Raw genomic sequence first — 22,440 nt, 5'->3', positions numbered from 1 at the left:
CATAGCGACGTGGCCCAAGCTGCGGCTGACACGTCGCAATGAGTGATTAAACTGATCGTTACTCGCTTTCCGAACGCGGATCGCGCGGGGGCCGACAAACGACCACTTTAATCCCCCGCGCGAGCGAAACTCAATGCGCGCCTGCCGCCGCTCCGCCTCCACCGCCTTTCGCCCGCTTTGTAATCCAGATAAGCGGAATAATCAGAATGAAAATAATGGAGGAAGCGAAAAAGATATCGTTCAGCCCCATCATCGCGGCTTGCGTATTCACCGTGAAATCGAACAACCCGCGCGCCTGAGCTTCGTTAATATTCAGCACCCCCTGCGACGCCTGTATTGACTGCAAGAATATCGGATTATTTGCATTGGCTTGCTCGGTCAGCCGCTCATGATGCAAGGCTATCCGGTTCGTCCACTCATTGCCTGCAAGCGACGTCCCCACCGCCCCGCAAAACACCCGCGCAAAATTCGATAACCCCGCAGCAGCCGGGATCTTCGATGGCGGCAACCCCGACAAGATAATCGACGTCAACGGCACAAAAAACAGCGCCATCGGAATGCCCTGCAAAAGCGTTGGCAACACCAAGTGCCAGGTATCGACCTCAATCACATACTTCGAGCGCATGTAAAACACAATGGCGAACCCGATAAACGCCATGGTCGCGACAACACGCGCGTCACTCCGCGGTAAAAACCGTCCCATGACCGGCGTGAGAATCACCGCAAAGATCCCCAATGGCGCGGTGACCAGCCCGGCATCGACGGAACGGTAATTCAGATATTCCTGCAGCCATTGCGGCAACAAAACAAGGTTGCCGAAGAAGACCCCGTAAGCCACGGAAATAGCCACCGTGCCACCGAAAAAATTCCGCCCGGCGAACAGCCGCAGATCGACGACGGGATTGGCATCGGTCAATTCCCACACCACAAAAAGCGCAAAGGCAATCAGTGCAATGATGCCCAGCCATACGATTACCGGCGACGAAAACCAGTCAAGGTCCCGTCCCTTGTCGAGCATGACCTGCAGCGACGCAACCCAGGCAATCAGCAAAATAAGCCCGATCGTATCGATAGGCGCCTTACGCGTCGCCGATTCACGTTTTCGATAGATGAACCACGTGACGCTGGCGGCGAACAAGCCGACGGGAATGTTGATATAGAAGATCCACGACCAGCTATAACTGTCGGTAATCCAGCCACCTAGAGCCGGCCCGGCAATCGGCCCGACAACGGCGGTCATCGCCCAAAGGGAGAGCGCCATCGACGCTTTCTCCTTAGGATACGAACCCAGCAAGATCGCCTGCGACAGCGGAATCAGCGGCCCGGCAACGGCGCCTTGCAAAACCCGCGCGGCGAGCAGGATCGGCAGTGTGGGTGCAAGCCCGCAAAGCCACGAAGAAATCACGAACAACAATATTGCGCCAACAAACAGCTTGATCTGGCCAATACGCTGAGTCAGCCAGCCGGTCAACGGAATCGACACGGCATTGGCCGCGGCGAACACCGTCACGACCCACGTGCCTTCATCGACGGACACGCCGAGATTGCCGGAAATAGTCGGGATAGCGACGTTCGCGATCGATGAGTCGAGCACGTTCATGAACGTGGCGAGCGCCACGGCAATGGTCGCGAGAACCAGTTGGCCGCCTTTCAACGGCGGCGGGGAGGGCGCAGGCAGCGCGGCAGGCGCAGTGCTCATGGGATATCCGGATAAAGCGGCCACCCGATGCAACACAGCGGCCGATTGTGCCAACAACGAAGGCCGCAGTGTGCCAGCGTTCAAAAAACCTCGCTGATCGCGCTGCGGCTTTCATCCAGCTATCAAGCTTTAAGCGGCCCTTCCATCAACTTCGGATATCCCTGTTTCAGACGAGCTTTATTTAGCTGACACGTCGATGTCGCCGAGATACTTCTTCGCGAACTGCGCAATCGTTCCGTCCGCCTTGAGCTTCGCGATAGCCGTGTTCAAGCGCTGTTTCAGCGCATCGTCGCTCTTGCGAATGCCGAATGCAATGCCGCTGCCCAGGATCTTGTCGTCGCTGACCGGGCCGCCGGCAAAGCCGTATCCCGCGCCGTCCGGTTTCGACAGGAAGCCGGTTTGTCCGGCAGCCGAGAGGACGAGCGTGCCGTCGAGACGGCCGGCCTTCAGATCCGTATAAGCCTGGTTCTGATCCTGGTACGGCACGACATTCACGCCCGCGTTCGCCCAATGCGCCTTGGCGAAATTTTCCTGGATCGAACCCTGCAACACGCCGATGTTCTTGCCCTTCAGCGACGCCGGCGTCGGCTCAAGCCCGCTACCCGTCTTCGCAATCAGTTGCGTGGGCACGCGATACACAACCGTCGTGAACTCGATGGCCTGGCGGCGTTGATCGGTTGCGTTCATCGCGGAATTGATTGCATCGAATTTACGGCCTTGCAGGGCCGGAATCAAACCGTCGAACGAGGTTTCGACCCACACGCATTTCATTTTCGCCGCGGCGCACACCGCGTTGCCGACATCGATATCCAGCCCCTGCAATTCACCGGATGCCGCCTTCGATTCGAACGGCGGATATTGCGCTTCCACGCCGTAGCGCAGGGTGTTGGACTCGGCGGCGTACGCGGCGGCGCTACACAACGACGAGGCCAGCAACAGGGCGGCCGACAGAACGCGAGCGGTGTTTTTCATTGGAGCGTCTCTTTATTGGTAGAAGTTGAATTGGCATAAGGCGGGCAATGTCAAACCGCGCATAAGCGGCGCGCCCCTTCGCGCAGCGTGTCGTCGTCCTTGGCGAAGCTGAGTCGGATGATGCGGTTGTCCGTGCCGTCGGTGTAGAACGCCGACAAGGGAATGGTCGCGACGCGGTTTTCGCGAATCAGGCGCAGCACGAAGTCGCTGTCCGATTCATCGGAGAACGCGCCGAAGCGCGCCAGCATGAAGAAGCTGCCGGCGCTCGGCAAGAGTTCGAAGCGTGAACCGCTCAGCGCTTCGGCGAGCAGATCGCGTTTCTTCTGATAGAACTCGGCGAGCCCGAGATAGCTCGATGCGTCGCCGAGTGCTTGCGCGAATGCGATCTGCATGGGGGTATCGGCGGCGAAGGTCATGAACTGATGGACCTTGCGAATTTCGTTGGTCAACTCGGCCGGGGCGAGCGTGAAACCGACGCGCCACCCCGTCACGTGATACGACTTGCCGAACGACGACACGATCACGCTGCGCTCGGCCAGCGCCGGGTAACGCGCCATGCTGTGATGCAGGGCGCCGTCGAACACCACGTGTTCATACACTTCATCCGACAACACGATGATCTTCGAATCGCGCGTCAGTGCCGTGAGGCGATTGATGTCTTCCGTGGTGAACGCGCTGCCGGACGGATTGTGCGGCAAGTTGATGATGATCATGCGCGTGCGCGGCGTGATGGCCGCGGCCACCTCATCCCAGTCGATATGAAAATCCACCGGCGAGAGCTTGATGGGGATGGGCGTTGCGCCCTGCAATTGCACGATGGGGCCGTAGCTATCGAATGACGGTTCGAAGTAGATCACTTCGTCGCCGGGATGGACGAGTGCGCTGATCGAGGCGTACAACCCTTCGCTGGCGCTTGCCACCACGGTGATTTCGCTGCCCGGGTCGTAGGTGGCCCCGTAGAGCTGTTGCGTTTTCAGCGCGAGGGCTTCGCGCAGCGCCAGCACGCCGGCCATGGGCGCATACTGGTTATGCCCGGCGCGCATGGCTCGGGCGGCGTCATCCACCAGTTTCGGATCGCACGCGAAATTCGGTGCGCCTTGCGAGAGATTCAGCGCTTGATGTTCCTCGGCGAGCTGGCCGATCACGGTAAAAATGGTCGTGCCGACATTCGGCAGCTTCGACGCGGGGGTCCAGGCACTTTTCACGGCGGTTGTCTCCGGAGGACTGAATTCAAGTATCGATTGTCATTCGACCGCAGCAATAAAGTACGGACAATCGAAAGTTTGTCATACTAGCCATGAATTCAGCTCATGGCTTACGAGATCCGACAATGAAACCGCTGCCGTCTTTGGATGTGCTTAAAACCTTCGCGGTCGTGGCACAGCGACTGAACTTTACCCGTGCCGCCGATGTTCTCAACATCACGCAAGGCGCTGTCAGCCGGCAGATTTCCGGGCTGGAGGCGCATCTGGGTTATGCGCTGTTCGTGCGCCAGCCGCGAGGTCTTGCGCTGACGCCGAATGGCGCGATGCTGCTCGCGCCGTTGCAGCAGGCACTGGCGCAGATTACTGAGGCGCTGGAGCGTAGCGGGGCGCAGTCGGGCACGTTGCGGGTGAAATGTCCCACGTGCGCGATGCGCTGGATTTTGCCGCGTGTGATCCGGTTGCAGAATGAGCGTCCGGAGCTCGCGATCGAGGTGACGGCGGCCGTGTCGCATGGGGTGGAGTTCAATGCCGAGCAGTTCGATGCCGCCATTGTGTTCGGGCGGCCGACGTTAAAGGGGGTGAGTTCGCATCATCTGTTCGATGAAGTGCTCACGCCGGTGTGCGCGCCGGGCTTGTGGAAAGCGGGGCGGGCCGGCGCAGCTACGCCGGATGATCTTGCCAATCAGACTTTGTTGCATCCAACGCGTGATCGACGGGACTGGCTCAGGTGGCTGCAAGCGTATGGGTACCAGGGGTTGCCGTCGGCGAAAGCGCAGCATTTCGATACGCTTGATCTTGCCATTTCGTCTGCCATGCAGGGCTTGGGCGTGACGATTGGGGATTTATCGCTGATCGAGGAGGACTTGCGGGCGCAGAGAATCATCACGCCGTTTTCGCTTTGTGTGCCTAGCGGGGCTTCGTATTATCTGATCTATCCGGAGCGGCCGGCGCCTTCGCCGGTATTGCGGGAGTTTGCTGAATGGCTTGAGGAGGAGGCTGCGGTGACGCGGGCGAATCTTTTGGCTTACATGAGCGGGTGATTTTCGTTCGCACTTGGGGTGGGGGGCGGTTTTGGGGGGTAGTGGGCGGGGTCAGTGCCGGGGTGGTCGGTTTTGGGTTAGCGGTCGGGGTCAATGCCGGGTTGCTGCTTTCAGCGTTAGCGGTCTGCGAGAGTCGGATTTTCTCTTTATCACTGTTAGCCACTGTGCGTGGCGGCACGTCATTTCTTTGTCCAAAGCGACAAAGAAACGAAGCAAAGAAAGCGCTTTAACCGCTCTACCCTAAGTGTCCACAGCGTGCAGTTTTCATTCATAGGTGCCCCAAAAGCACGGTGCTCGCCAGAGCCACGGATGTGTGAAACCCTCCTTCTCCGAACACGGATACCCACACGCTTCGCCACCAGTGATTGAACCTGCCCAAGGGGCGCCCCGCGTTATCCGCGGACGACCGCTCGCCGAATTTGTGCGCGTCTCGAACCACGTAGCCAACCCTCCTGGAAACGAGGCCGCAAAGTGCGTGAGGCCATGACCGGCGCAAATAAGGCGCGGGCCACGCAAATGATCTGTAAAAAAACCGCCCCACGCGCTTGGGCGCGGCCCTCATGAATAGAAACTTCAGGGGCGTACACTTGATGCGCGCAGAGACAGTGGCCGTATGCTTCTTGGAGGCTCGACCCCGTCAAAAAACCTGGCCCAGGGGAAGCTGCGGACTCATCTGTGGCGGCGTCTTCGGACGACCCCGTTTAGGAAATTGATTTATTCCGAGTCCCCGTCCTGCGCCTGATTATCCAGGAGGTGGGTGATGTCAAAAGACCGAACACGATCCAAGCCCTCAGGGTTGCCGATCATTCATCCGTTTGCAGCCGGTATCGATATTGGCTCACGGTTCCACGTTGTTGCCGTGAGTCCAGATCTGTGCGACGAGCCGGTGCAGACATTCCAGGCATTTACTGGCGATTTGCAACGCATGGCCGACTGGCTCGTCGCGACCGGTACAAAGACGGTCGTGATGGAATCGACCGGCGTGTACTGGGTCGCCGCCTACGAGGTGCTGGAGTCTCGGGGCCTTGAGGTCATTCTTGCAAACGCACGCGAGGCGCGCGCAGTCCCCGGAAGGAAGAGCGACGTCAACGATGCGCAATGGTTGCAGCGGCTGCACGCGTGCGGGTTGCTACGGGCAAGTTTCCGGCCTGGGCGCGACATCGCGGAACTACGGGCATACTTGCGTTGCCGCGAAAAGCACACCGACTATGCCGCCGCGCATATCCAGCACATGCAGAAGGCGCTGACCTTCATGAATATCCAACTGCACCACGTGATCGCGACTATCACGGGTGTCACGGGACTGCGGATCATCCGTGCGATCGTCGCTGGTGAGCGCGATCCAGACAGGCTGGCGGCGATGCGCGACGTCCGCTGCAAGGAAAGCCTTGAAACCATTCGGAATGCGCTAGTGGGCAACTACCAGCCCGAGCACGTATTTGCCTTGAAACAGGCGCTTGCGCTCTACGACTTTTACCAGCAGTGCATCGACGAGTGCGATGTTGAGATCGAACGTGCCGTCGCGATTCTCAATATCGCTCACTCGTTTCCGGAAGCACCGCTGCCGAAGGCGAAACATCGCAACAAGATGCCCAGCGATCCCAACTTCGATGTACGCGCGGCTATGTACCAGTTGGCGGGGACCGACCTTACGCAAATTCACGGCATCGGCCCGTTCCTCGCACTGCGCCTGATTGGCGAATGTGGAACGGACTTGAGCCGATGGCCAACCGCCAAGCACTTTACTTCATGGCTCACGCTTGCGCCCGGCTGCAAGATCAGCGGTGGCAAGGTACTGTCATCGCACACGCGCAAAACCAGCAGCCGCATCACAGTCGCACTCAGGCTTGCGGCGGTGACCGTTGGAAGAAGCAATACCGCGCTTGGCGCATTCTACCGACGCCTTGCCGGCCGAATTGGTAAAGCCAAAGCCGTGACTGCGACGGCGCGCAAGATCGCTGTTCTGTTTTATAACGCGATGCGCTATGGCATGGACTACCGCGACCCGGGTGCGGATCATTACGAACAGCAGTACAGGGACCGTGTCATCAAACAGCTTCATCGCCGCGCGGCGCAATTTGGATATTCACTGCAGCCTCAGGACTCGCTAGCGTGAAGGTAAGTTTCTTAGGAAGCTTTAAATATGGGTCGGCCGTATAGCCCACCGAGCTGCGCTGACCACGCGGGCAACCCACCAAGACATGACAGTAAATAAAGACGTGTGAGGCCGTGCAGGTTCCTTGGCAAATGTGCTTGCCCGAGAGCGTACGGGGCGAAGCGTGTTCGTGTCAGGATTCGCGAGAAGGAGGGGTTCACACATCGGTGGTTCTGGCGAGCACCGTGCTTTTGGGGCACCTATGAATGAAAACTGCACGCTGTGGACACTTAGGGTAGCGTGGTTGAAAGCGTTTTCTTTGCTTCGTTTCTTTGTCGCTTTGGACAAAGAAATGACGTGCCGCCACGCACAGTGGCTAATAGTGATAAAGAGAAAATCCGACTCAGGCAGACCACTAACGCTGAAAGCAGCAACCCGGCATTGACCACGACCACTAGCCCAGAACCGACCACTAGCCCAGAACCGACCACCCCGGCATCGACCCCCGACCACTAACACCCAAAACCCAAAGTGCGAACGAAAACCCCCTCGCGCAGCGCCCCCCCCTCGCGCTGCGCGCGCCCCCTAGTTACGTCCCGCTCTTCGTCACGATCGGCACCCACGCGCCGCCCTTGACCTGATACATCGTCGACGACGCATTCTTCAACGCGCCATTACTGTCGAAGGCAATCGTGCCCGTAATGCCCGGGAACGAAATAGCCTTCAGCACCGGACGATACACGTTCGGATCGATGGAATTAGCCTTCTGCATGGCATTGATCGCGGCCCACGCAGCGTCATAACCAAACGGCGCATACGAAAGAATCGCCACACCGAAATGCTTCTGGAATTTCTCGGCGAACGCCTTGCCCTGCGGCAGCTTCTCAAGCGGACTGCCGTATTCCCATGCCATCGCACCATCAGAGGCTTCGCCAGCAAGCTTCAGGAAATCCGCGTCCATCACGCCACCGCCGCCCACGAACTGCGCATTAATACCAAGCTGTCTCATCCGCTTCGCCACCGCCGCCGCTTGCCGGTCGAGGCCGCCAAAAAAGATCAGGTCGGTGCCCACACCCTTCAGCGCCGTCAGTTGCGCGCTGAAATCGACGGTCTGGTTATCACTGTACTGACGCGCGACGATCGTGCCGCCCGCCGCCTTCACCGCTTTCTCGAACTCATCGGCTTCACCCTGGCCGAAGGCCGTCCGGTCGTCGATGATCGAAATCTTCTTCGCCTTCGTTACCGTTACCGCGTACGTCCCGGCAGTACCGGCGTTCTGGGCATCGCTGGAAATGACAGTAAAGACGTTGTCGAACCCGCGCTGCGTAATGGTCGGATTGGTTGCCGCAGGATCGATCACAGGAATGCCGGCGGTCTGATAGACCTGCGACGCCGGAATCGTCGTGCCCGAATTGAAGTGGCCGACGACAACGGCTACACCGCCATCTACCAGTTTTTGCGCTGCCTGCACGCCGATCCGCGGGTCGGCCTGGTCATCTTCCGCCTGAATGACAAAGTTGGCCGTCTTGCCGCCAATCTGGATCTTCTTTGCATTCGCTTCATCCAGCGCCAGTTGCACGCCGTTTTGCAGGTCCTTCCCGTAACCGGCGTTCGCGCCCGTCAGCGGGGCGGCAAAGCCGACCTTGACGTCGAACGTGTCGGCTGCGGCGGACAGCGGCAACCCGCCCAAGGTGGCGGCGGCACACGCAAGAATCCAGGCAAGCGGTTTGAGATTGGTTCGAAGATGCATTTTTATTCTCCTTCGGGGTTGAACAGGTCCGGCGAGCAGGGCGGTTAAGTTTCGCTTTCGCGTTTTGGTCTTATCTACACGTTTTCAACTCCATTTCCCGATACACGACTGCACCACGGCGAGCTTCCCGCAAGCAAGACGGGGTTTGCCCGTGCGCCATCATTATCGTGTGGACGAAAAAACCGGTTGAGCTTGTTGAACGAACTCGCGGACGACCAGCAGCAGATGCAATTTAGGAAGCCAAATTAGCGGCGTCTTGGCAGTTCATCGCATCGGCAATGCGGATTTCGGCATAGCGGGTTTAAGCGGATTGCCGAGGCTCGCGGAGCTGGCACTGCCGCCGCCGTGGTTGACGTGCTCCGGCAATACCCTGATGCACCCGATCACCTACCCGGTTCGACCCTGAAGATTGCGGCACAAACCGAACGCGGTTAAACGACAAAGACGTGTGATCTCCTCGTTATTCATATATATCGAATACATTACTAAATTATTTCAAATAAATATGTTAATAAGCCGTAATAAATTGCTTTTGTAAGGGATTTTTCACCTCTATGTAATTATAATGAGAATCGTTCTCATTTATATTGACGTTCAAACTTTGCGTGGGTACGATTCGCTTCGCCGGTGCCTTCTGGATGGTGGCCCGGAGGACGTTTCAGCGCTGATGTGCGGGGTTATCGCGCATGTCGTCGCAACGTCTTTAGAACAATCAACACGACGCGTTAGCAGCCGTCGCAACAAGAAGAGGATTTCGATGCAACCCGTCCAGCTCGCTTCGCGTGAATCGCGACACGATTCGCGCCCTGACGCGACCCTGCGCGCTGCCAACCAGCGCCGTGGTGCGCCTTTTCGCCGGGCAGTGCTCGGTACCAGCCTGGCGTTGTTCGCGCTGGCTTCATCGGCGACATTCTCGGCGGCATTTGCCGCCGGCGCGCCGGCCAATCCGGACGCAACTCCTTCCGATGCCCCCGAAGCCGACCTGAACATCCAGGCGCAACAGGCGGGTCAGTGGACCGGCACATGGGGTCGCTCCACCCTGCTCGGCGACATGGGCGGCATCCGCTCATTCCTCGGCCAGTACGGCGTGACGCTGCAAGCGACGGAAGTATCGGAATATCTGGACAACACGCGCGGTGGCCTGAAAACCGGCGGCACGTATGACGGGCTGACTACCGTTACCCTCGGTCTCGATACGCAAAAGGCCTTCGGCCTGCCGGGCGGCACGTTCAATGCGAGCGCGCTGCAAATTCATGGCCGTAACCTGAGCGAGTTCAACCTCGGTACGCTGAACACCGCGAGCGGGATCGAAGCGCAGGACACCACGCGGCTGTGGGAGCTCTGGTATCAGCAGTCGTTCCTGAACAAACGCGTGGACGTGAAGGTCGGCCAGCAAAGTATTGACCAGGAATTCATGGTCAGCAGCTATGCCGCCACGTTCGTGAACACCATGTTCGGCTGGCCGGGCCTGCCGTCGTATGACATGCCTTCGGGCGGTCCGGCGTATCCGCTGTCCGGACTTGGCGTGCGCGTACGCGGCCAGATCTCGCCTTCGTTGACGGCGCTCGCAGGCGTGTTCGACGCAGATCCGCTCGGCAACAACCCGAACAATATCAGCGGCACGAACTTCAACGTGCATAACGGCGCGATGTATATCGGCGAATTGCAGTACTCGATCAATCAGCCGTCCGACGGCGAGATGGTCGGCGTGCCGCAAAACGGTTTGCCCGGGACGTACAAGATCGGCTTCTGGTACAACAACGAACGCTTCGCTGACCAGAGCACTGACAACACCGGCCTGTCGCTCGCGAATCCGCTGAGCACGGGTACGCCGCAAAACCATAACGGCAACTACAGCTTTTACGCCGTCGCGGATCAGATGATCTGGCGTCCGGACCCCGACGAACCGCGTAGCATCGGCGTGTTTGCGCGCGTGATGGGCGCGCCGGGCGACCGCAATCTGGTGAGCTTCAGCGCCAACGCGGGCATTGTGATGAAAGCCCCGTTCGCCGGCCGCGACAACGACAGCGTGGGCCTTGGCCTCGCGTACATCAAGGTCGGCAACCACGTGCATGACCTCGATATCGCGGCTGCGGCCGCAAGCGGCGGCCCGTACGGTATCCGCACCCAGGAAACCGCGGTCGAGGCGACCTATCAGTACCAGGTCAATCCGTGGTGGGTCATGCAGGGCGATCTGCAATACACCTTCAACGCGGGCGCCGGCCAGAATCCGAACGATCCCACGCAGCCGTTGCGCAACACGCTCGTCGTCGGCGTGCGCACCACTATCACTTTCTGATCGGCGTGATCTTGAACGCACGCACCCGAGGCTTTTGTATGAAACAACTTATCAAATCCAGAGCGCTTTCGGCCACGCGCTTGGCCATTACGTCAGCCGCGTTGCTGGCGGGCGGTTTGGCTGGCGGCCTTGTCAGCAGCGTGGCGCACGCAGCGCCGATCGGCTTTCTCGAGACGCTGCACAAGCACACCACGCTCATCAACACCGTGCCGTCCAACGGCGACCAGAACCCGTATGCAATCGTGGTCGCGCCGGTATCGTCGGGCACGGTCAAGCAGGGCGACGTGCTGGTAGGCAACTTCAACAACGCCGCGAACCTGCAGGGTACCGGCAGCACGATCATCAACTATCATCCCGACACCAATCAGATGACGGTGTTCGCCACCGTGCCGCGCGACCTGAAGGATTGTCCGGGCGGTATCGGCCTGTCCACCGCGATGACCATGCTGAAGTCGGGCTGGGTGATCATCGGCAGTACGCCAAGCAATGATGGAACGACCGGCACCAAGGGCGCGGGCTGCCTGATCGTGCTCGACAACCAGGGCAAGGTGGCGTCCACTATTGTGAGCGCGAACATCAATGACCCGTGGGGCAACATGGCGGTCGTCGATAACGGTGATCACGCGACGCTGTTCGTGAGCAATGCGGGCTTCGGCGTGGGCGGAGCGGACGGCAACCCGCCGGTGTTCAAGCAGGCGACCATCCTGCGTCTTGACCTCGATATCCCGCAAGGCAAGGCGCCGGTGGTCAAGCAGGAAACAGTGATCGCCAGCGGTTTCGGCGCGCAGGCTGACAAGGGCGTGTTCCTGGTCGGTCCGACGGGCCTGGCGTTATCGCAGGATCAGAAGCTGCTGTATGCGTCCGACGCCATCGGCAACCGCGTGACGGAAATCGATGAACCCATGACCCGCGATACCAGCGCGGGTGTCGGCCGCGAACTGACCGCCGACGGTTTCCTGCATCGGCCGCTCGCGATGGTGACGGCGCCCAACGGTCACTTGCTGGTCACGAATGCGTTGAACGGCCAGGTGGTGGAGATCGATCCGGCGACGGGCAAGCAACTGTATGCACGCTGGATCGATACCGACAAAGCGCAATCGCCGCCGGGCAATGGTGACCTGTTCGGCATCGCGATGACGCCTGAAGGCGATGGTTTTTATTACGTACAGGACGATGTAAACACGCTGGTCCTGGCGAAGTAACGCAAAGCAAGTAAAGTCAAGCAAAGCGAAGTAATTAGCACAGCAGGGCGACATCATGGCAAACGATCAAGATTCACCACGCCGGCGCTTTCTGAAAGCCGGCGTTGCTGCGGGCGCGGCGTTAGGCGCAGGTTCCGTCGCGCACGCCGCGACCAAGGCACAGTTCAAGCAGCCCGTCGACCCGATGCTCGTGGTCGAGCCGTTTTTCGGCGAGCACCAGGCGGGTATCGTGACGCCGCAGCAGAGCCACACCTATGTGGCGTCACTCGATCTGACGACCGACAAACGTGAGGAAGTGATCGGTCTTCTCAAAACGTGGACGGACGCGGCCGCGCGCATGTCACGCGGCGATACGGCCAAGCCTTTGCCAACCGATGACAAAGCCGCACCCGATTCCGGCGATATCCTCGGCCTCGGTGCAGCGGGCCTCACGATCACGTTCGGTTTCGGCCCGGGACTTTTCACGCACGAAGGCAAGGATCGCTACGGTCTGGCGAAGCGCCGGCCTGCCGCGCTGGTCGACTTGCCGCGCTTTAACGGCGACCAGTTGCTACCGCAGAAAACCGGTGGCGACATCCTGATCCAGGCTTGCGCCAACGACGCTCAAGTTGCATTCCATGCCGTGCGCCAACTCTCACGCATGGGCTACGGCATTGTCGCCATGCGCTGGGGTCAGGCGGGTTTCCTCTCCGGTCCGCGTGGCCAGACACCGCGCAACCTGATGGGCTTCAAGGACGGCACCAACAATCCATCGACCGCGCAACCGGCGCTGATGAATCAGTTCGTGTGGGCCAACGCGCCCGACGCGCCGTGGATGAACGGCGGCACGTACACCGTCGTGCGCCGTATCCGTATCACGCTGGAACACTGGGACACAATGGAGCGCGGGTTCCAGGAACAGGTGATGGGTCGCGAGAAATACAGCGGCGCGCCGATCGGCAAGAAGAATGAATTCGATGCGCTGGACCTCGATGCCGCCGATAAAGACGGTAACCAGGTGATACCGGAAAACTCGCACGTGCGTCTGTCGAACCAGGCGACGAATAACGGTGCGCAGATCTTGCGCCGTTCGTATTCCTACAACGACGGCACCGATTTTTATATCGAGCGGTGGCCGCCATGGCGCCAGGAAACCGAGTACGACGCGGGGTTGATCTTCGTCGCGCATCAAGCCGATCCGCGCACCGGTTTCATTCCTATCAATGACCGGCTGGCGAAGTTCGACATGATGAATCAGTTCACCACGCACGTGGGCAGCGCGGTGTTCGCGTGCCCGCCGGGCGTGCGGCCGGGTTCGTTTATCGGCGCGGGGCTGTTTGAAGCCTGAATTGAGGCAAGTTGAAGTAATAAAGCACACGCCGGCGGCAAGCCGGCGCACCACAACAAAAGGAATGACTTTAATGAACACCACACGCTCCCTGCCCGTGCTGCGCACGCTTTGTGGCATCGCGGTGCTGGCTGCCGCAGCGGCACTGCCGCTGAACGCGGAAGCGGCGACGCTGACCCTGTACAACGCGCAACACGAGCAGGTCGTGGCCGCGCTGGCGAAGGACTTCGAGAAGCAAAGCGGCATTTCGGTGAAGGTCCGTAACGGCGAAGGCCCTGCCATGGCGGCGCAACTGGTCGCGGAAGGATCGGCTTCTCCCGCCGATGTCTACTTCACCGAGAATTCGCCCGAACTGATGTTGCTCGACGAGAAAGGCTTGCTCGCCAAGACCGATGCCTCCACGCTCTCGACCATCCCGTCGCGCTACAACTCGCCGCAGGGCGACTGGGTCGGCGTGCTCGCGCGTGAAAACGTGCTGGTCTACAACACGAAGAAGATCGATGCGGCGCAACTGCCGGCATCGCTGATGGATCTGGCCAAGCCGGAATGGAAAGGCAAGGTTGGCATTGCACCGAGCGATGGCGATTTCCTGCCGGTGGTCAGCGCAGTGATCGCGATGAAGGGCGAAGCGCAAGCGCTGGACTGGCTCAAGGGCCTGAAGAAAAATTCGCAGATCTTCGATGACGACGAAGGCGTGGTGGCAGCAGTGAATCGCGGCGGCGTGGCAACGGGCGTAGTGAACAACTACTACTGGGCGCGCCTGCACGTGCAACTCGGCGACAGCGCGACTCGCAGCGCGATCTATCACTTCGGCAACGGTGACGTGGGCGCGCTTGTGAACGTATCGGGCGCGGCGGTATTGAAGTCGAGCCAGAACCAGAAGGAGGCGCAGCAATTCCTGGCGTATCTCGTCAGCGAACGTGCGCAGGACCTGATGGCCAAGGGCAAGATCGCGTTCGAATATCCGCTGCATGCAGGCGTTTCTCCCGATCCGCTGCTCAAGCCCTTCGACCAGTTGAGCCCGCCGTCGTTGACGGTTGAACAACTCGGCGATGACAGCAAGGCCGCGAAGCTGATGCGCCAGGCCGGATTACTGTAAGCGTATGCAAGTATGAGCGATGTCGTGAAGGCGGTTGGCGTATCCGCGCTGCCTGAACCCCGCAGCCGCAAACGCGCGCCGCGGGGTTTGCTCGTGGCGGCTGGATTGTGCGCGCTGCTCGTGCTGATGCCGCTCGCCTTCACGGTGTATCGCGCCGTGACGTTCGGCTGGGATGACGCCATCGAGTTGATTTTCCGGCCGTTGGTCGGCGAGTTGCTCATCAACACACTGTCCATTACCGTGAGCGCCACGCTCGTCGCGGGCGTGGTGGGGACGGCGGCAGCATGGTTTATCGAACGAACGCGTTTGCCGGGGCGGCGTCTTTGGGCTGCGCTCACGGTCGCGCCGCTCGCCATGCCTGCGTTCATCACGAGTTACGCGTGGGTCTCGCTGAGCCTCGATTTGCAGGACTTCGCGGGCGCGTTGCTTGTGATTTCCACCGCGTATTTTCCCCTCGTTTATCTGCCGGTCGCCGCCGCCTTGCGGGGCATGGACCCGGCGCTCGAAGAAAGCGCCCGTTCGCTCGGTTGCGGCCGTGTTGGCGTGTTCGTGCGTGTGGTGTTGCCGCAATTGCGGCCCGCGCTGCTCGGCGGAATGCTGCTGGTGGCGCTGGGCGTGCTGTCGGAATTCGGCGCGTTCACGCTGCTGCGCTTTCGGACCTTCACCACCCAGATCTACGCCGAATACAGGACGAGCTTCGACAGCAGCGGCGCGTCGGTATTCGCGTGCATTCTCATCGCAATGTGCCTGTTCTGCCTCGCGCTGGAAATGCGCGTGCGTGGCGGCGCGCGCTATGAACGCGTTGATCGGGGCGTGAGGCGTGCCGCATTGCGCTACGAACTCGGCGCATGGCGATGGGCGGTGGTCGCCGCGTTTGTCGCGCTGGCGATCGTGACGCTGGGCGTGCCTATCGGCATGATCGGCTTCTGGCTGACGCAAAGCGGCGCTGCGGCCATCACGCCGGCGGAAGTGTCGCCGGAACTGCTGCTCGAATCGACGTTGTCATCGATTGGTTATGGTTGCGCCGCGGCGGTCGTTACCACGCTCGCGTGCGTACCGCTGGCGTTCCTCCTGGTCCGTTTTCCCAGCAGGATCGCGACTACATTCGAACGTATTGTGTTCCTCGCGCAGGGTTTGCCAAGCCTCGTGGTCGCGCTGGCGATCGTGTCGCTGGCCGTGCACGCGTTGAGGCCTCTGTATCAAAGCGCTGAACTGCTCGTTGTGGCCTACGCCATTCTGTTCTTGCCGCTCGCGTTGGTCAGCGTGCGCGCGGCGTTTACGCAAGCGCAACCGCGTCTGGAAGAGACCGCTCGGTCGCTTGGGCTAAGCTGGCGCGAAACCGTGCGGCGCGTGCTCTTGCCATTGGCAGGTCCGGGTCTGGGCGCGGGCGCGACGATGGTCTTCATCTCGGTCGTCACCGAACTCAATTCCACGTTATTGCTGTCACCCAGCGGTACACGCACGCTCGCCACGCAAGTCTGGATCGATACGTCCACGCTCGCGTTTGCTGCCGCCGCGCCGTATGCCGCATTGCTCGTGGGCATTTCGCTGGCGGCATCGATCGCGCTGTTCACGTTGCTTGGGCGATCGGCGGTAGCGGGGCGTGCGGCTGTTATAAAAGAAGGTCTACAGGCCGGTTCGCCGCCTGACAAGTAAATCGATATGAGCGAACTTCGCGTTACCAGCCTGACCAAATCCTTCGATGGTCAACCCGTGCTTCATGGCGTCGATTTATCGGTGGAACGCGGCACCTTGCTTGCCCTGCTCGGGCCGTCCGGCAGCGGCAAGACCACGCTGTTGCGGGTGCTCTGCGGCTTCGAACGGGCGGACGCCGGCACGGTTGAAATCGATGGCGTGCGGGTGGCCGGGCCGGGCATTCATGTACCGTCGGAAGCGCGGCGGATAGGCTATGTGCCGCAGGAAGGCGCGCTTTTTCCCCATCTTTCTGTGGCCGATAACATCGTCTTCGGCTTGCCGCGGCAGCAGCGTCGGGCGCGGTATCGTGTGGATGAATTGCTGGCGCTGGTTGGCCTGCCCGCCGCGTATGGCGACCGGCCGCCGCAGGCATTGTCCGGCGGACAGCAGCAGCGCGTTGCGCTGGCGCGCGCGCTTGCGCCGTCGCCCTCGCTCGTGATGCTGGACGAACCGTTTTCTTCCCTCGATGCCGCCTTGCGGATCGAAACGCGCGAGGCCGTGACGAACGCGCTCGCGGCCACGGGCGCAACCGCGGTGCTGGTCACGCACGATCAGGCCGAGGCGTTGTCGCTCGGGCACGAGGTCGCGGTGTTGTGGCGCGGCCGTCTCGTGCAGACGGATTCGCCGGAGGCGGTGTATCGGCGGCCGGTATCGCGTGAGCTGGCGAGTTTTGTCGGCGACGCGGTGATCGTGCCGGGATCGATCGATCATGCGAATTCGAAGCAGGTGGTATGCGAGTTCGGCACCTTGCCGATCGCACGCGCGATGGCCGCAAGCGATGTCGATGTGATGATCCGGCCGGAGCAGATCCGGATTGTTTCCGATCATCGTTTGAACGGCGATGGTGTTCACGCAGTGGTCGAGAAAGTCGTGTTCTACGGCCACGATGCCAGCGTCATGCTGCGTTCCCTCACGGGCGAGCGCGGTGTGCAGATTCGCGTGGCGGGGCACTCGCATCCGCGTGTCGGCGAGCGCATCGTGCTGTCGGTCGAAGGCGATGTCGTGGCGTATCCCAAGGGGTAATTGAGGGCCGGTTCCAATGGCTGGCCATGTTCCTGGTTTGACAAAGTGCATATACACAACTATTATTGCGTGCATGACTACCCCCGATTTGTCCTACCTCGACTGCAACTGCTTCGCCATCCGTCAGGCGGCGCGGTTTGTGTCGCAGCTTTATGAGCGCCACGTCAGCCAGGCAGGCGTGACGGCGGCGCAGTTTACGCTGCTTGCGGCAATCCATCGGCGGCCGGGCGTGACCATGGCGGAACTCGCGGATGCCATGGTGATGGAGCGCACCACGCTGGTCCGGGCGTTGAAACCGTTGCAGCGTGACCGCCTGGTCACGGCCGCCCAGCAAGACGCCAGTACGCGCGCCGTCGCGTTGTCCCTCTCAGACGTCGGCAGAAAGACGCTCGGCGAGGCATCGCTGCGCTGGCGCGAGGCACAGCAGGAATTCGAGGACAAGTTCGGCCGGGAACGCGCCGGGGAACTGAGAAAGTCGCTGCTTGAATTGACATCGATGGAATGAAACAGTCGCCGGCCGTGATGGCTGGCGTTTTTTTACCTCATTAAGTGCATATGCACTACGGAGATTGGCATGGAAATCAAAGGAAAAGTCGTATTGGTAACAGGCGCGAATCGTGGCCTTGGCGAGCAGTTTGCGAAAGCGTTGCTCGCGGCGGGGGCATCGAAGGTATATGCATCGGCGCGCGATAAAAGCCAGGTCAAAGTGCCCGGCGCGGAAGCGGTGCAGCTCGACGTCACGAATGCGCAGAGCATTGCGGCTGCGGCCGATCGTCTGACCGACGTGCAGGTCGTCATCAACAATGCCGGCGCAATCATTGGCGGTTCGTTGCTCGATAGCGCGTCCATCGACGCCGTGCGCTCGCAGGTCGAGACCAACGCGATCGGTCCGCTTGCCATCACCCAGGCCTTCGCACCGATCCTGAAGCGCAACGGCGGCGGCGCGGTGGTCAACATTCTGTCAGTGCTGAGCTGGCTGACCATCGACAACACGGGTTCGTACAGCGCGTCGAAGTCTGCCGCGTGGGCGATCACGAACGGCTTGCGCACCGAACTGCGCGGGCAGAACACGCTGGTGGTCGGCGTGCATCCGGCGTTTATCGATACCGATATGACCGCGGGAATCGACGCGCCGAAGACATCGCCGGAAGAGGTCGTGCGTCAGGTGCTCGAAGGCATCGAGCAAGGCAAGGAAGAGATTCTCGTCGATGAAGTCGGCCGCAGCGTGAAGGCGTCGTTGTCGTCGGCAACACCTGCTTATCTCACGCCGGCGCATTGAGATACGCAGATCAACCAGGAGCGATGAACCATGAGCCAACAACGTGAAATCGTGCTGTGCGAGCCGGTCAGGACCGCGATCGGCGCATTCAACGGCGCGCTGAAAGGCACGCCCGCGACGGAGCTTGGCGCGGCCGTTGTCCGTGAAACCCTGCGGCGTGCCGGGGTTGCGGGACAGGACGTGGACTCCGTCACCTTGGGCAACGTGATCCAGGCGGGCAACCGCATGAATCCGGCGCGTCAGGCGGCCGTGAACGGCGGTTTGCCTGTGGCAGTTCCTGCGCTGACCGTGAACCGCGTGTGCGGCTCGGGCGCTCAGGCGATTGTATCGGCGGCTAACGAGATCACCGCCGGCTTCGTGCAGCTCGCGGTGGCGGGCGGCATGGAGAACATGGACCGCGCGCCGTATCTGCTCGATAACGGCCGCTTCGGGTATCGGATGGGCAACGCGGAAATCCACGACAGCATGTTGCGCGATGGTCTCGACGACGCGTTCTCCGGCAAGCATTCCGGCTGGCACACGGAAGATCTCGTCCTGCAGATGGACATCACGCGCGAAGCGCAGGACCGCTTCGCCGAGCGCTCGCAGCAACGTTTCGCTGCAGCGCAGGCGAAGGGGTGGTTCGCGGCGGAGATTGTCGGCGTTGAGGTGAAGGCGGGCAAGCAAAACGTTATCTTCAATATCGACGAACAGCCGCGCCCGGACACGACGTTCGCGACGTTGAGCAAACTGCGGCCTGCATTTCGCCCCGACGGAACGATCACCGCAGGCAACGCGCCGGGCCTGAACAGCGGTGCAGCCGCGATGCTCGTGGCGGATCGCGCGTTTGCCGAGCGCAAGGGGATCGAGCCATCGGTGCGGCTGGTCGCGTATGGCATTGCGGCGGTCGAACCGGGCATGTTCGGCCTGGGACCGGTGCCTGCCGTGCAGCAGGCGCTGGATCGTGCAGGCTGGAAGCTGGGAGATCTTGAACGTATCGAAATTAACGAAGCGTTCGCCGCCGTGCCGATCGCGGTTGCGCGCAAGCTTGGTTTGCCTGATGACGTCGTGAACCCCGAAGGCGGCGCGATTGCCCACGGCCACGCGATTGGCGCAACCGGCGCGGTGCTGGTCACGCGTCTCGTCCACGCGATGAAACGCGAGGGACTCAAGCGAGCGATGGTGACGTTGTGTATCGGCGGCGGCCAGGGTATTGCGCTGGCGCTGGAAAGCGTTTGATCCGCGTGGGTGAGGGCGAGTTCAGCGCTCTGTCGCTCCAACTTGCTCGACCGCGCGCGCACCCTGGATCCCCACCCGGTGATTGCGGGAAGGCGATCACCGGCCGACGCCGGAACTCCAGCCGATCGTACCGGGCATTTCGGCGGTTCGAGCCCTCTCAGTCAGTCGAACATAGCGGCGTGCTTTCGAATAAACGCCTCGACGGTCATTGGTGGCGTGCCGGTAAGATCCTCGACGACCGTATTCGTGCCTGCGAATACACCGTTCTGGTAATCGACGGCGACTGACATTAAATGCTGGGCAAACGTGTCGCTGAACTTGTCATCGTTATCTAGCCGTTTCTTGAAGAGTTCCAGGTCTATTGGCCGATATGCCACTTCGCGCTTCAAGGCTTTGCTCATCTCCGCTGCAATCTCGTAGTGGTTCATCTCTACGGGGCCATGCAATGGATATATCTTTCCTGCGTGCGGCGCAGGATCCCGGAGGATGGCTGCAATGACGCGGCCCTGGTCTTCCGCTGCAATAGGCGCATGTCGCCCGTCGCCGAAAGGAAGCTGCAGCACGCCATCCTTCTTGATGCTTGCCACCTGCCCGGGATAGGTCAGCCATTGCGCGAAAAAGGTAGGGCGAAGGTGCGTAACCGGTGTATCGGACCAGTCAAAGATCCTTTCGGAAATCCAGTGATCGAGCGCGGCATGGCTCTTCGCCTCGCGGCGCGCGGAAATCTGTGACATGTTCACGATTGCGCTGATCCCCGTCTCGCGCGCAGCCTGCGCAAAATAAGCGCTGGCCGAGACGCCGCCTGATTCGATAGGGAACACAAAATAGGCAGAATAGATTCCGTCGAGCGCGCCGCAGACGTCGTCGATATCCGAGAGGTCTCCAACGACGATCTCGACGCCCCGTGCCTTCAGCCGTTCAGACCGTTTGTCTTCCTTCCGGACCAATGTCCGAACCAGTTCACCCGCAAGCAGAAGCGCATCCGCCGCGGCCCCGCCGGTGTCGCCTGTCGCGCCCGCTACAAAAATTGTCCGGTTAGTCATGGAGCATCTCCAAAAAAATTCTAGTTGGTCCGCGACATCCAGTCGATCCTCAATGAAGGGAACGAGAAGTGACGTCGCAGCTTATGCCTTTCGGTGTAACTTACCTGAGCCTCTTGATGAGCGACTCGACAAGACGAGGGAAACAACAGGCCGCATCGCCTTCTATAGCCCTTTTGCCTCAAGCCACGAACGGATCGCCTGGACAAGTTCGGTCTTGCGCTCGAGCGGGAGCCAGTGGCCGGCGGGCAGGTTCGTTACGGAAAGGTCCTGGCAGGCGCCGCGCATGGGTTCCCCGAGGCGACTGCGGTTGATGTCCGAGATGGCGTCCCAATCGCTGTTGACGAACAACACAGGCTGGCTGATGCGGCCGCCGTCGGGTGCAGCATGGGCATAGGCGATGTTGGCGGTGTCGTTCAGGTACCAGGCATTGACCGAACGGAAACCACTGGCCTGGAACGCCGCGACCAAGGCGTTAAAGTCAGCGGGCGTCCAGAGCGCTGGGTCAGGCGGTGTTGCCGGGGCGCGATGAGCCGAGCCATAACGCCCTCCGTTTTTTGTGATCAAGGCGGATGGCGAGACCTGGCCCACGGACGCGGGGTTGCCGCGCCGATAGATCGACGCGAGGGTTGCCGGGATGTCCGCCTCGAAATCGCTAACCGTCTGGCTGAAGTGCGTCAGGTAAAAGCGGAAATAATCCCACTGCCCGTCCGGATATTGATCGGCGGGATACAACTGACGGTCGATCAGCGGCACGAGATTAGGCAGCGCGAAGCCCTCCGGAAAGTAAGGGACTGAGATCAGCACCACGCCGCGACTGCGCTTCCCGTGGTGCGCGGCTAGCGCTCCGGCCACAGGGCTTCCCCAGTCGTGGCCAACCCAGATTGCCGGGCGCGCGCCCAAATGATCGTGAAGCTCGACCATGTCGTCGACGATCTCGTTCAAGGCGTAGGACTCAGAGGCGGCCGGCGCCGATGAGCCGCCGTAGCCACGCATGTCCGGTGCAACGCAGCGCCAGCCTTCGGACGCGAAGGCCTCGATCTGCGTGCGCCACATGAGGCCGATCCCGGGCCAGCCGTGGAGAAAGATTATCAACGGCCCGTCGGCCGGGCCGGCCTCCAGGTAGCGTGTCGTGTGGCGGCGCGTGCTGAAGCTACGTACGGTCAGGTTGGAGACGTTACTTGAATTAGCGGCGGGGTTAACCGTGCCGCCGGCGGCGACAGATCCAGCCGCAAAAGCTGCTTTACTCATCAGCAGGCTTGCACCAAAGGCGGTTCCACTTTCGAGGAGAGCGCGGCGCGACATAGCTGACATAGGGAGGTCCCATTTAGTCACGATTGATTATAGGAAAGGCCTGCGGACTCACCTGCTCCGGGTCTGGTCCGCCGCGTTCGCCGGCGTCGCGCGCGCTGATTGCCTGAACTTCCTCTGGTACAAGGTACTCGGGATTAATGCCATGACACCGGATAGATGTCTCTTCCGGGTACCCATCCCGTT

At 60.8% G+C, this 22,440-nt stretch carries 17 protein-coding genes; 11 read left to right on the top strand and 6 right to left on the bottom strand.

What is annotated here, in order from left to right; all coding sequences use genetic code 11:
* Positions 1 to 130: 130 nt before the first annotated feature.
* The 3 genes from ACSQ36_RS30040 to ACSQ36_RS30030 form a co-directional block, all read right to left on the bottom strand.
* On the bottom strand, positions 131 to 1,699 hold the full coding sequence (locus ACSQ36_RS30040; RefSeq protein WP_436184765.1) for a DHA2 family efflux MFS transporter permease subunit: 1,569 nt from the start codon (positions 1,697 to 1,699) through the stop codon (positions 131 to 133).
* Positions 1,700 to 1,876: 177 nt separating this feature from the next.
* On the bottom strand, positions 1,877 to 2,671 hold the full coding sequence (locus tag ACSQ36_RS30035) for an ABC transporter substrate-binding protein (RefSeq protein ID WP_436184764.1): 795 nt from the start codon (positions 2,669 to 2,671) through the stop codon (positions 1,877 to 1,879).
* A 50-nt stretch (positions 2,672 to 2,721) separates the two neighbouring features.
* Entirely contained in the window at positions 2,722 to 3,876 is a 1,155-nt protein-coding gene (locus ACSQ36_RS30030; RefSeq protein WP_436184763.1) for a methionine aminotransferase, read from the bottom strand.
* 125 nt (positions 3,877 to 4,001) lie between these two features.
* Between ACSQ36_RS30030 and ACSQ36_RS30025 the strand changes: the two genes are divergently transcribed.
* Together ACSQ36_RS30025 and ACSQ36_RS30020 are read left to right on the top strand one after the other, a co-directional pair.
* Positions 4,002 to 4,916 (top strand): LysR substrate-binding domain-containing protein, encoded by a 915-nt coding sequence (locus ACSQ36_RS30025; protein ID WP_436184762.1) that lies wholly within the window; start codon positions 4,002 to 4,004, stop codon positions 4,914 to 4,916.
* Between the two features lie 760 nt (positions 4,917 to 5,676).
* Positions 5,677 to 7,032 carry an IS110 family transposase gene (locus ACSQ36_RS30020; protein ID WP_436184761.1) on the top strand — a complete coding sequence of 452 codons (1,356 nt, stop codon included), beginning with the start codon at positions 5,677 to 5,679 and terminating at the stop codon, positions 7,030 to 7,032.
* A 568-nt stretch (positions 7,033 to 7,600) separates the two neighbouring features.
* Here ACSQ36_RS30020 and ACSQ36_RS30015 read toward each other — a convergent pair.
* The gene (locus ACSQ36_RS30015) at positions 7,601 to 8,761 is read right to left on the bottom strand and encodes a branched-chain amino acid ABC transporter substrate-binding protein (protein WP_213766039.1); all 1,161 of its coding nucleotides are present in this window, start codon (positions 8,759 to 8,761) and stop codon (positions 7,601 to 7,603) included.
* Positions 8,762 to 9,518: 757 nt separating this feature from the next.
* Between ACSQ36_RS30015 and ACSQ36_RS30010 the strand changes: the two genes are divergently transcribed.
* From ACSQ36_RS30010 to ACSQ36_RS29970, 9 genes are all read left to right on the top strand, one after another.
* Positions 9,519 to 11,060: a carbohydrate porin gene (locus ACSQ36_RS30010; RefSeq protein ID WP_436184760.1), complete on the top strand. Its 1,542-nt coding sequence runs from the start codon at positions 9,519 to 9,521 to the stop codon at positions 11,058 to 11,060.
* Between the two features lie 38 nt (positions 11,061 to 11,098).
* Positions 11,099 to 12,262 carry a hypothetical protein gene (locus ACSQ36_RS30005; RefSeq protein ID WP_436184759.1) on the top strand — a complete coding sequence of 388 codons (1,164 nt, stop codon included), beginning with the start codon at positions 11,099 to 11,101 and terminating at the stop codon, positions 12,260 to 12,262.
* A 55-nt stretch (positions 12,263 to 12,317) separates the two neighbouring features.
* Positions 12,318 to 13,589 carry an iron uptake transporter deferrochelatase/peroxidase subunit gene (gene efeB, locus ACSQ36_RS30000; protein ID WP_213766041.1) on the top strand — a complete coding sequence of 424 codons (1,272 nt, stop codon included), beginning with the start codon at positions 12,318 to 12,320 and terminating at the stop codon, positions 13,587 to 13,589.
* A 73-nt stretch (positions 13,590 to 13,662) separates the two neighbouring features.
* Entirely contained in the window at positions 13,663 to 14,688 is a 1,026-nt protein-coding gene (locus tag ACSQ36_RS29995) for an iron ABC transporter substrate-binding protein (RefSeq protein WP_436184758.1), read from the top strand.
* A gap of 12 nt (positions 14,689 to 14,700) precedes the next feature.
* Positions 14,701 to 16,344, top strand: coding sequence for an ABC transporter permease (locus ACSQ36_RS29990; protein WP_436184757.1), 1,644 nt, complete (start codon positions 14,701 to 14,703; stop codon positions 16,342 to 16,344).
* A gap of 6 nt (positions 16,345 to 16,350) precedes the next feature.
* Positions 16,351 to 17,406, top strand: a complete 1,056-nt coding sequence (locus ACSQ36_RS29985; RefSeq protein ID WP_213766044.1) for an ABC transporter ATP-binding protein — start codon at positions 16,351 to 16,353, stop codon at positions 17,404 to 17,406.
* Positions 17,407 to 17,479: 73 nt separating this feature from the next.
* Entirely contained in the window at positions 17,480 to 17,911 is a 432-nt protein-coding gene (locus tag ACSQ36_RS29980) for a MarR family winged helix-turn-helix transcriptional regulator (protein WP_436184756.1), read from the top strand.
* 69 nt (positions 17,912 to 17,980) lie between these two features.
* Positions 17,981 to 18,685, top strand: a complete 705-nt coding sequence (locus ACSQ36_RS29975; protein ID WP_213766046.1) for an SDR family oxidoreductase — start codon at positions 17,981 to 17,983, stop codon at positions 18,683 to 18,685.
* 30 nt (positions 18,686 to 18,715) lie between these two features.
* Positions 18,716 to 19,903, top strand: a complete 1,188-nt coding sequence (locus tag ACSQ36_RS29970; protein ID WP_436184755.1) for a thiolase family protein — start codon at positions 18,716 to 18,718, stop codon at positions 19,901 to 19,903.
* A gap of 161 nt (positions 19,904 to 20,064) precedes the next feature.
* On the opposite strand, the gene ACSQ36_RS29965 is transcribed toward ACSQ36_RS29970, so the two are convergent.
* Both ACSQ36_RS29965 and ACSQ36_RS29960 read right to left on the bottom strand, forming a co-directional pair.
* Positions 20,065 to 20,946, bottom strand: coding sequence for an NmrA family NAD(P)-binding protein (locus ACSQ36_RS29965; protein WP_436184754.1), 882 nt, complete (start codon positions 20,944 to 20,946; stop codon positions 20,065 to 20,067).
* 162 nt (positions 20,947 to 21,108) lie between these two features.
* A complete protein-coding gene (locus ACSQ36_RS29960) occupies positions 21,109 to 22,194 on the bottom strand; it encodes an alpha/beta hydrolase (protein ID WP_436184753.1) in 1,086 nt (361 codons plus the stop codon).
* Positions 22,195 to 22,440: the final 246 nt, after the last annotated feature.

This window comes from Caballeronia sp. LjRoot34 (assembly GCF_964253815.1).
Lineage (GTDB): Bacteria > Pseudomonadota > Gammaproteobacteria > Burkholderiales > Burkholderiaceae > Caballeronia.
Note: the sequence above shows the minus strand (reverse complement) of the source record. Positions and strands in the feature narration are given on the sequence as shown.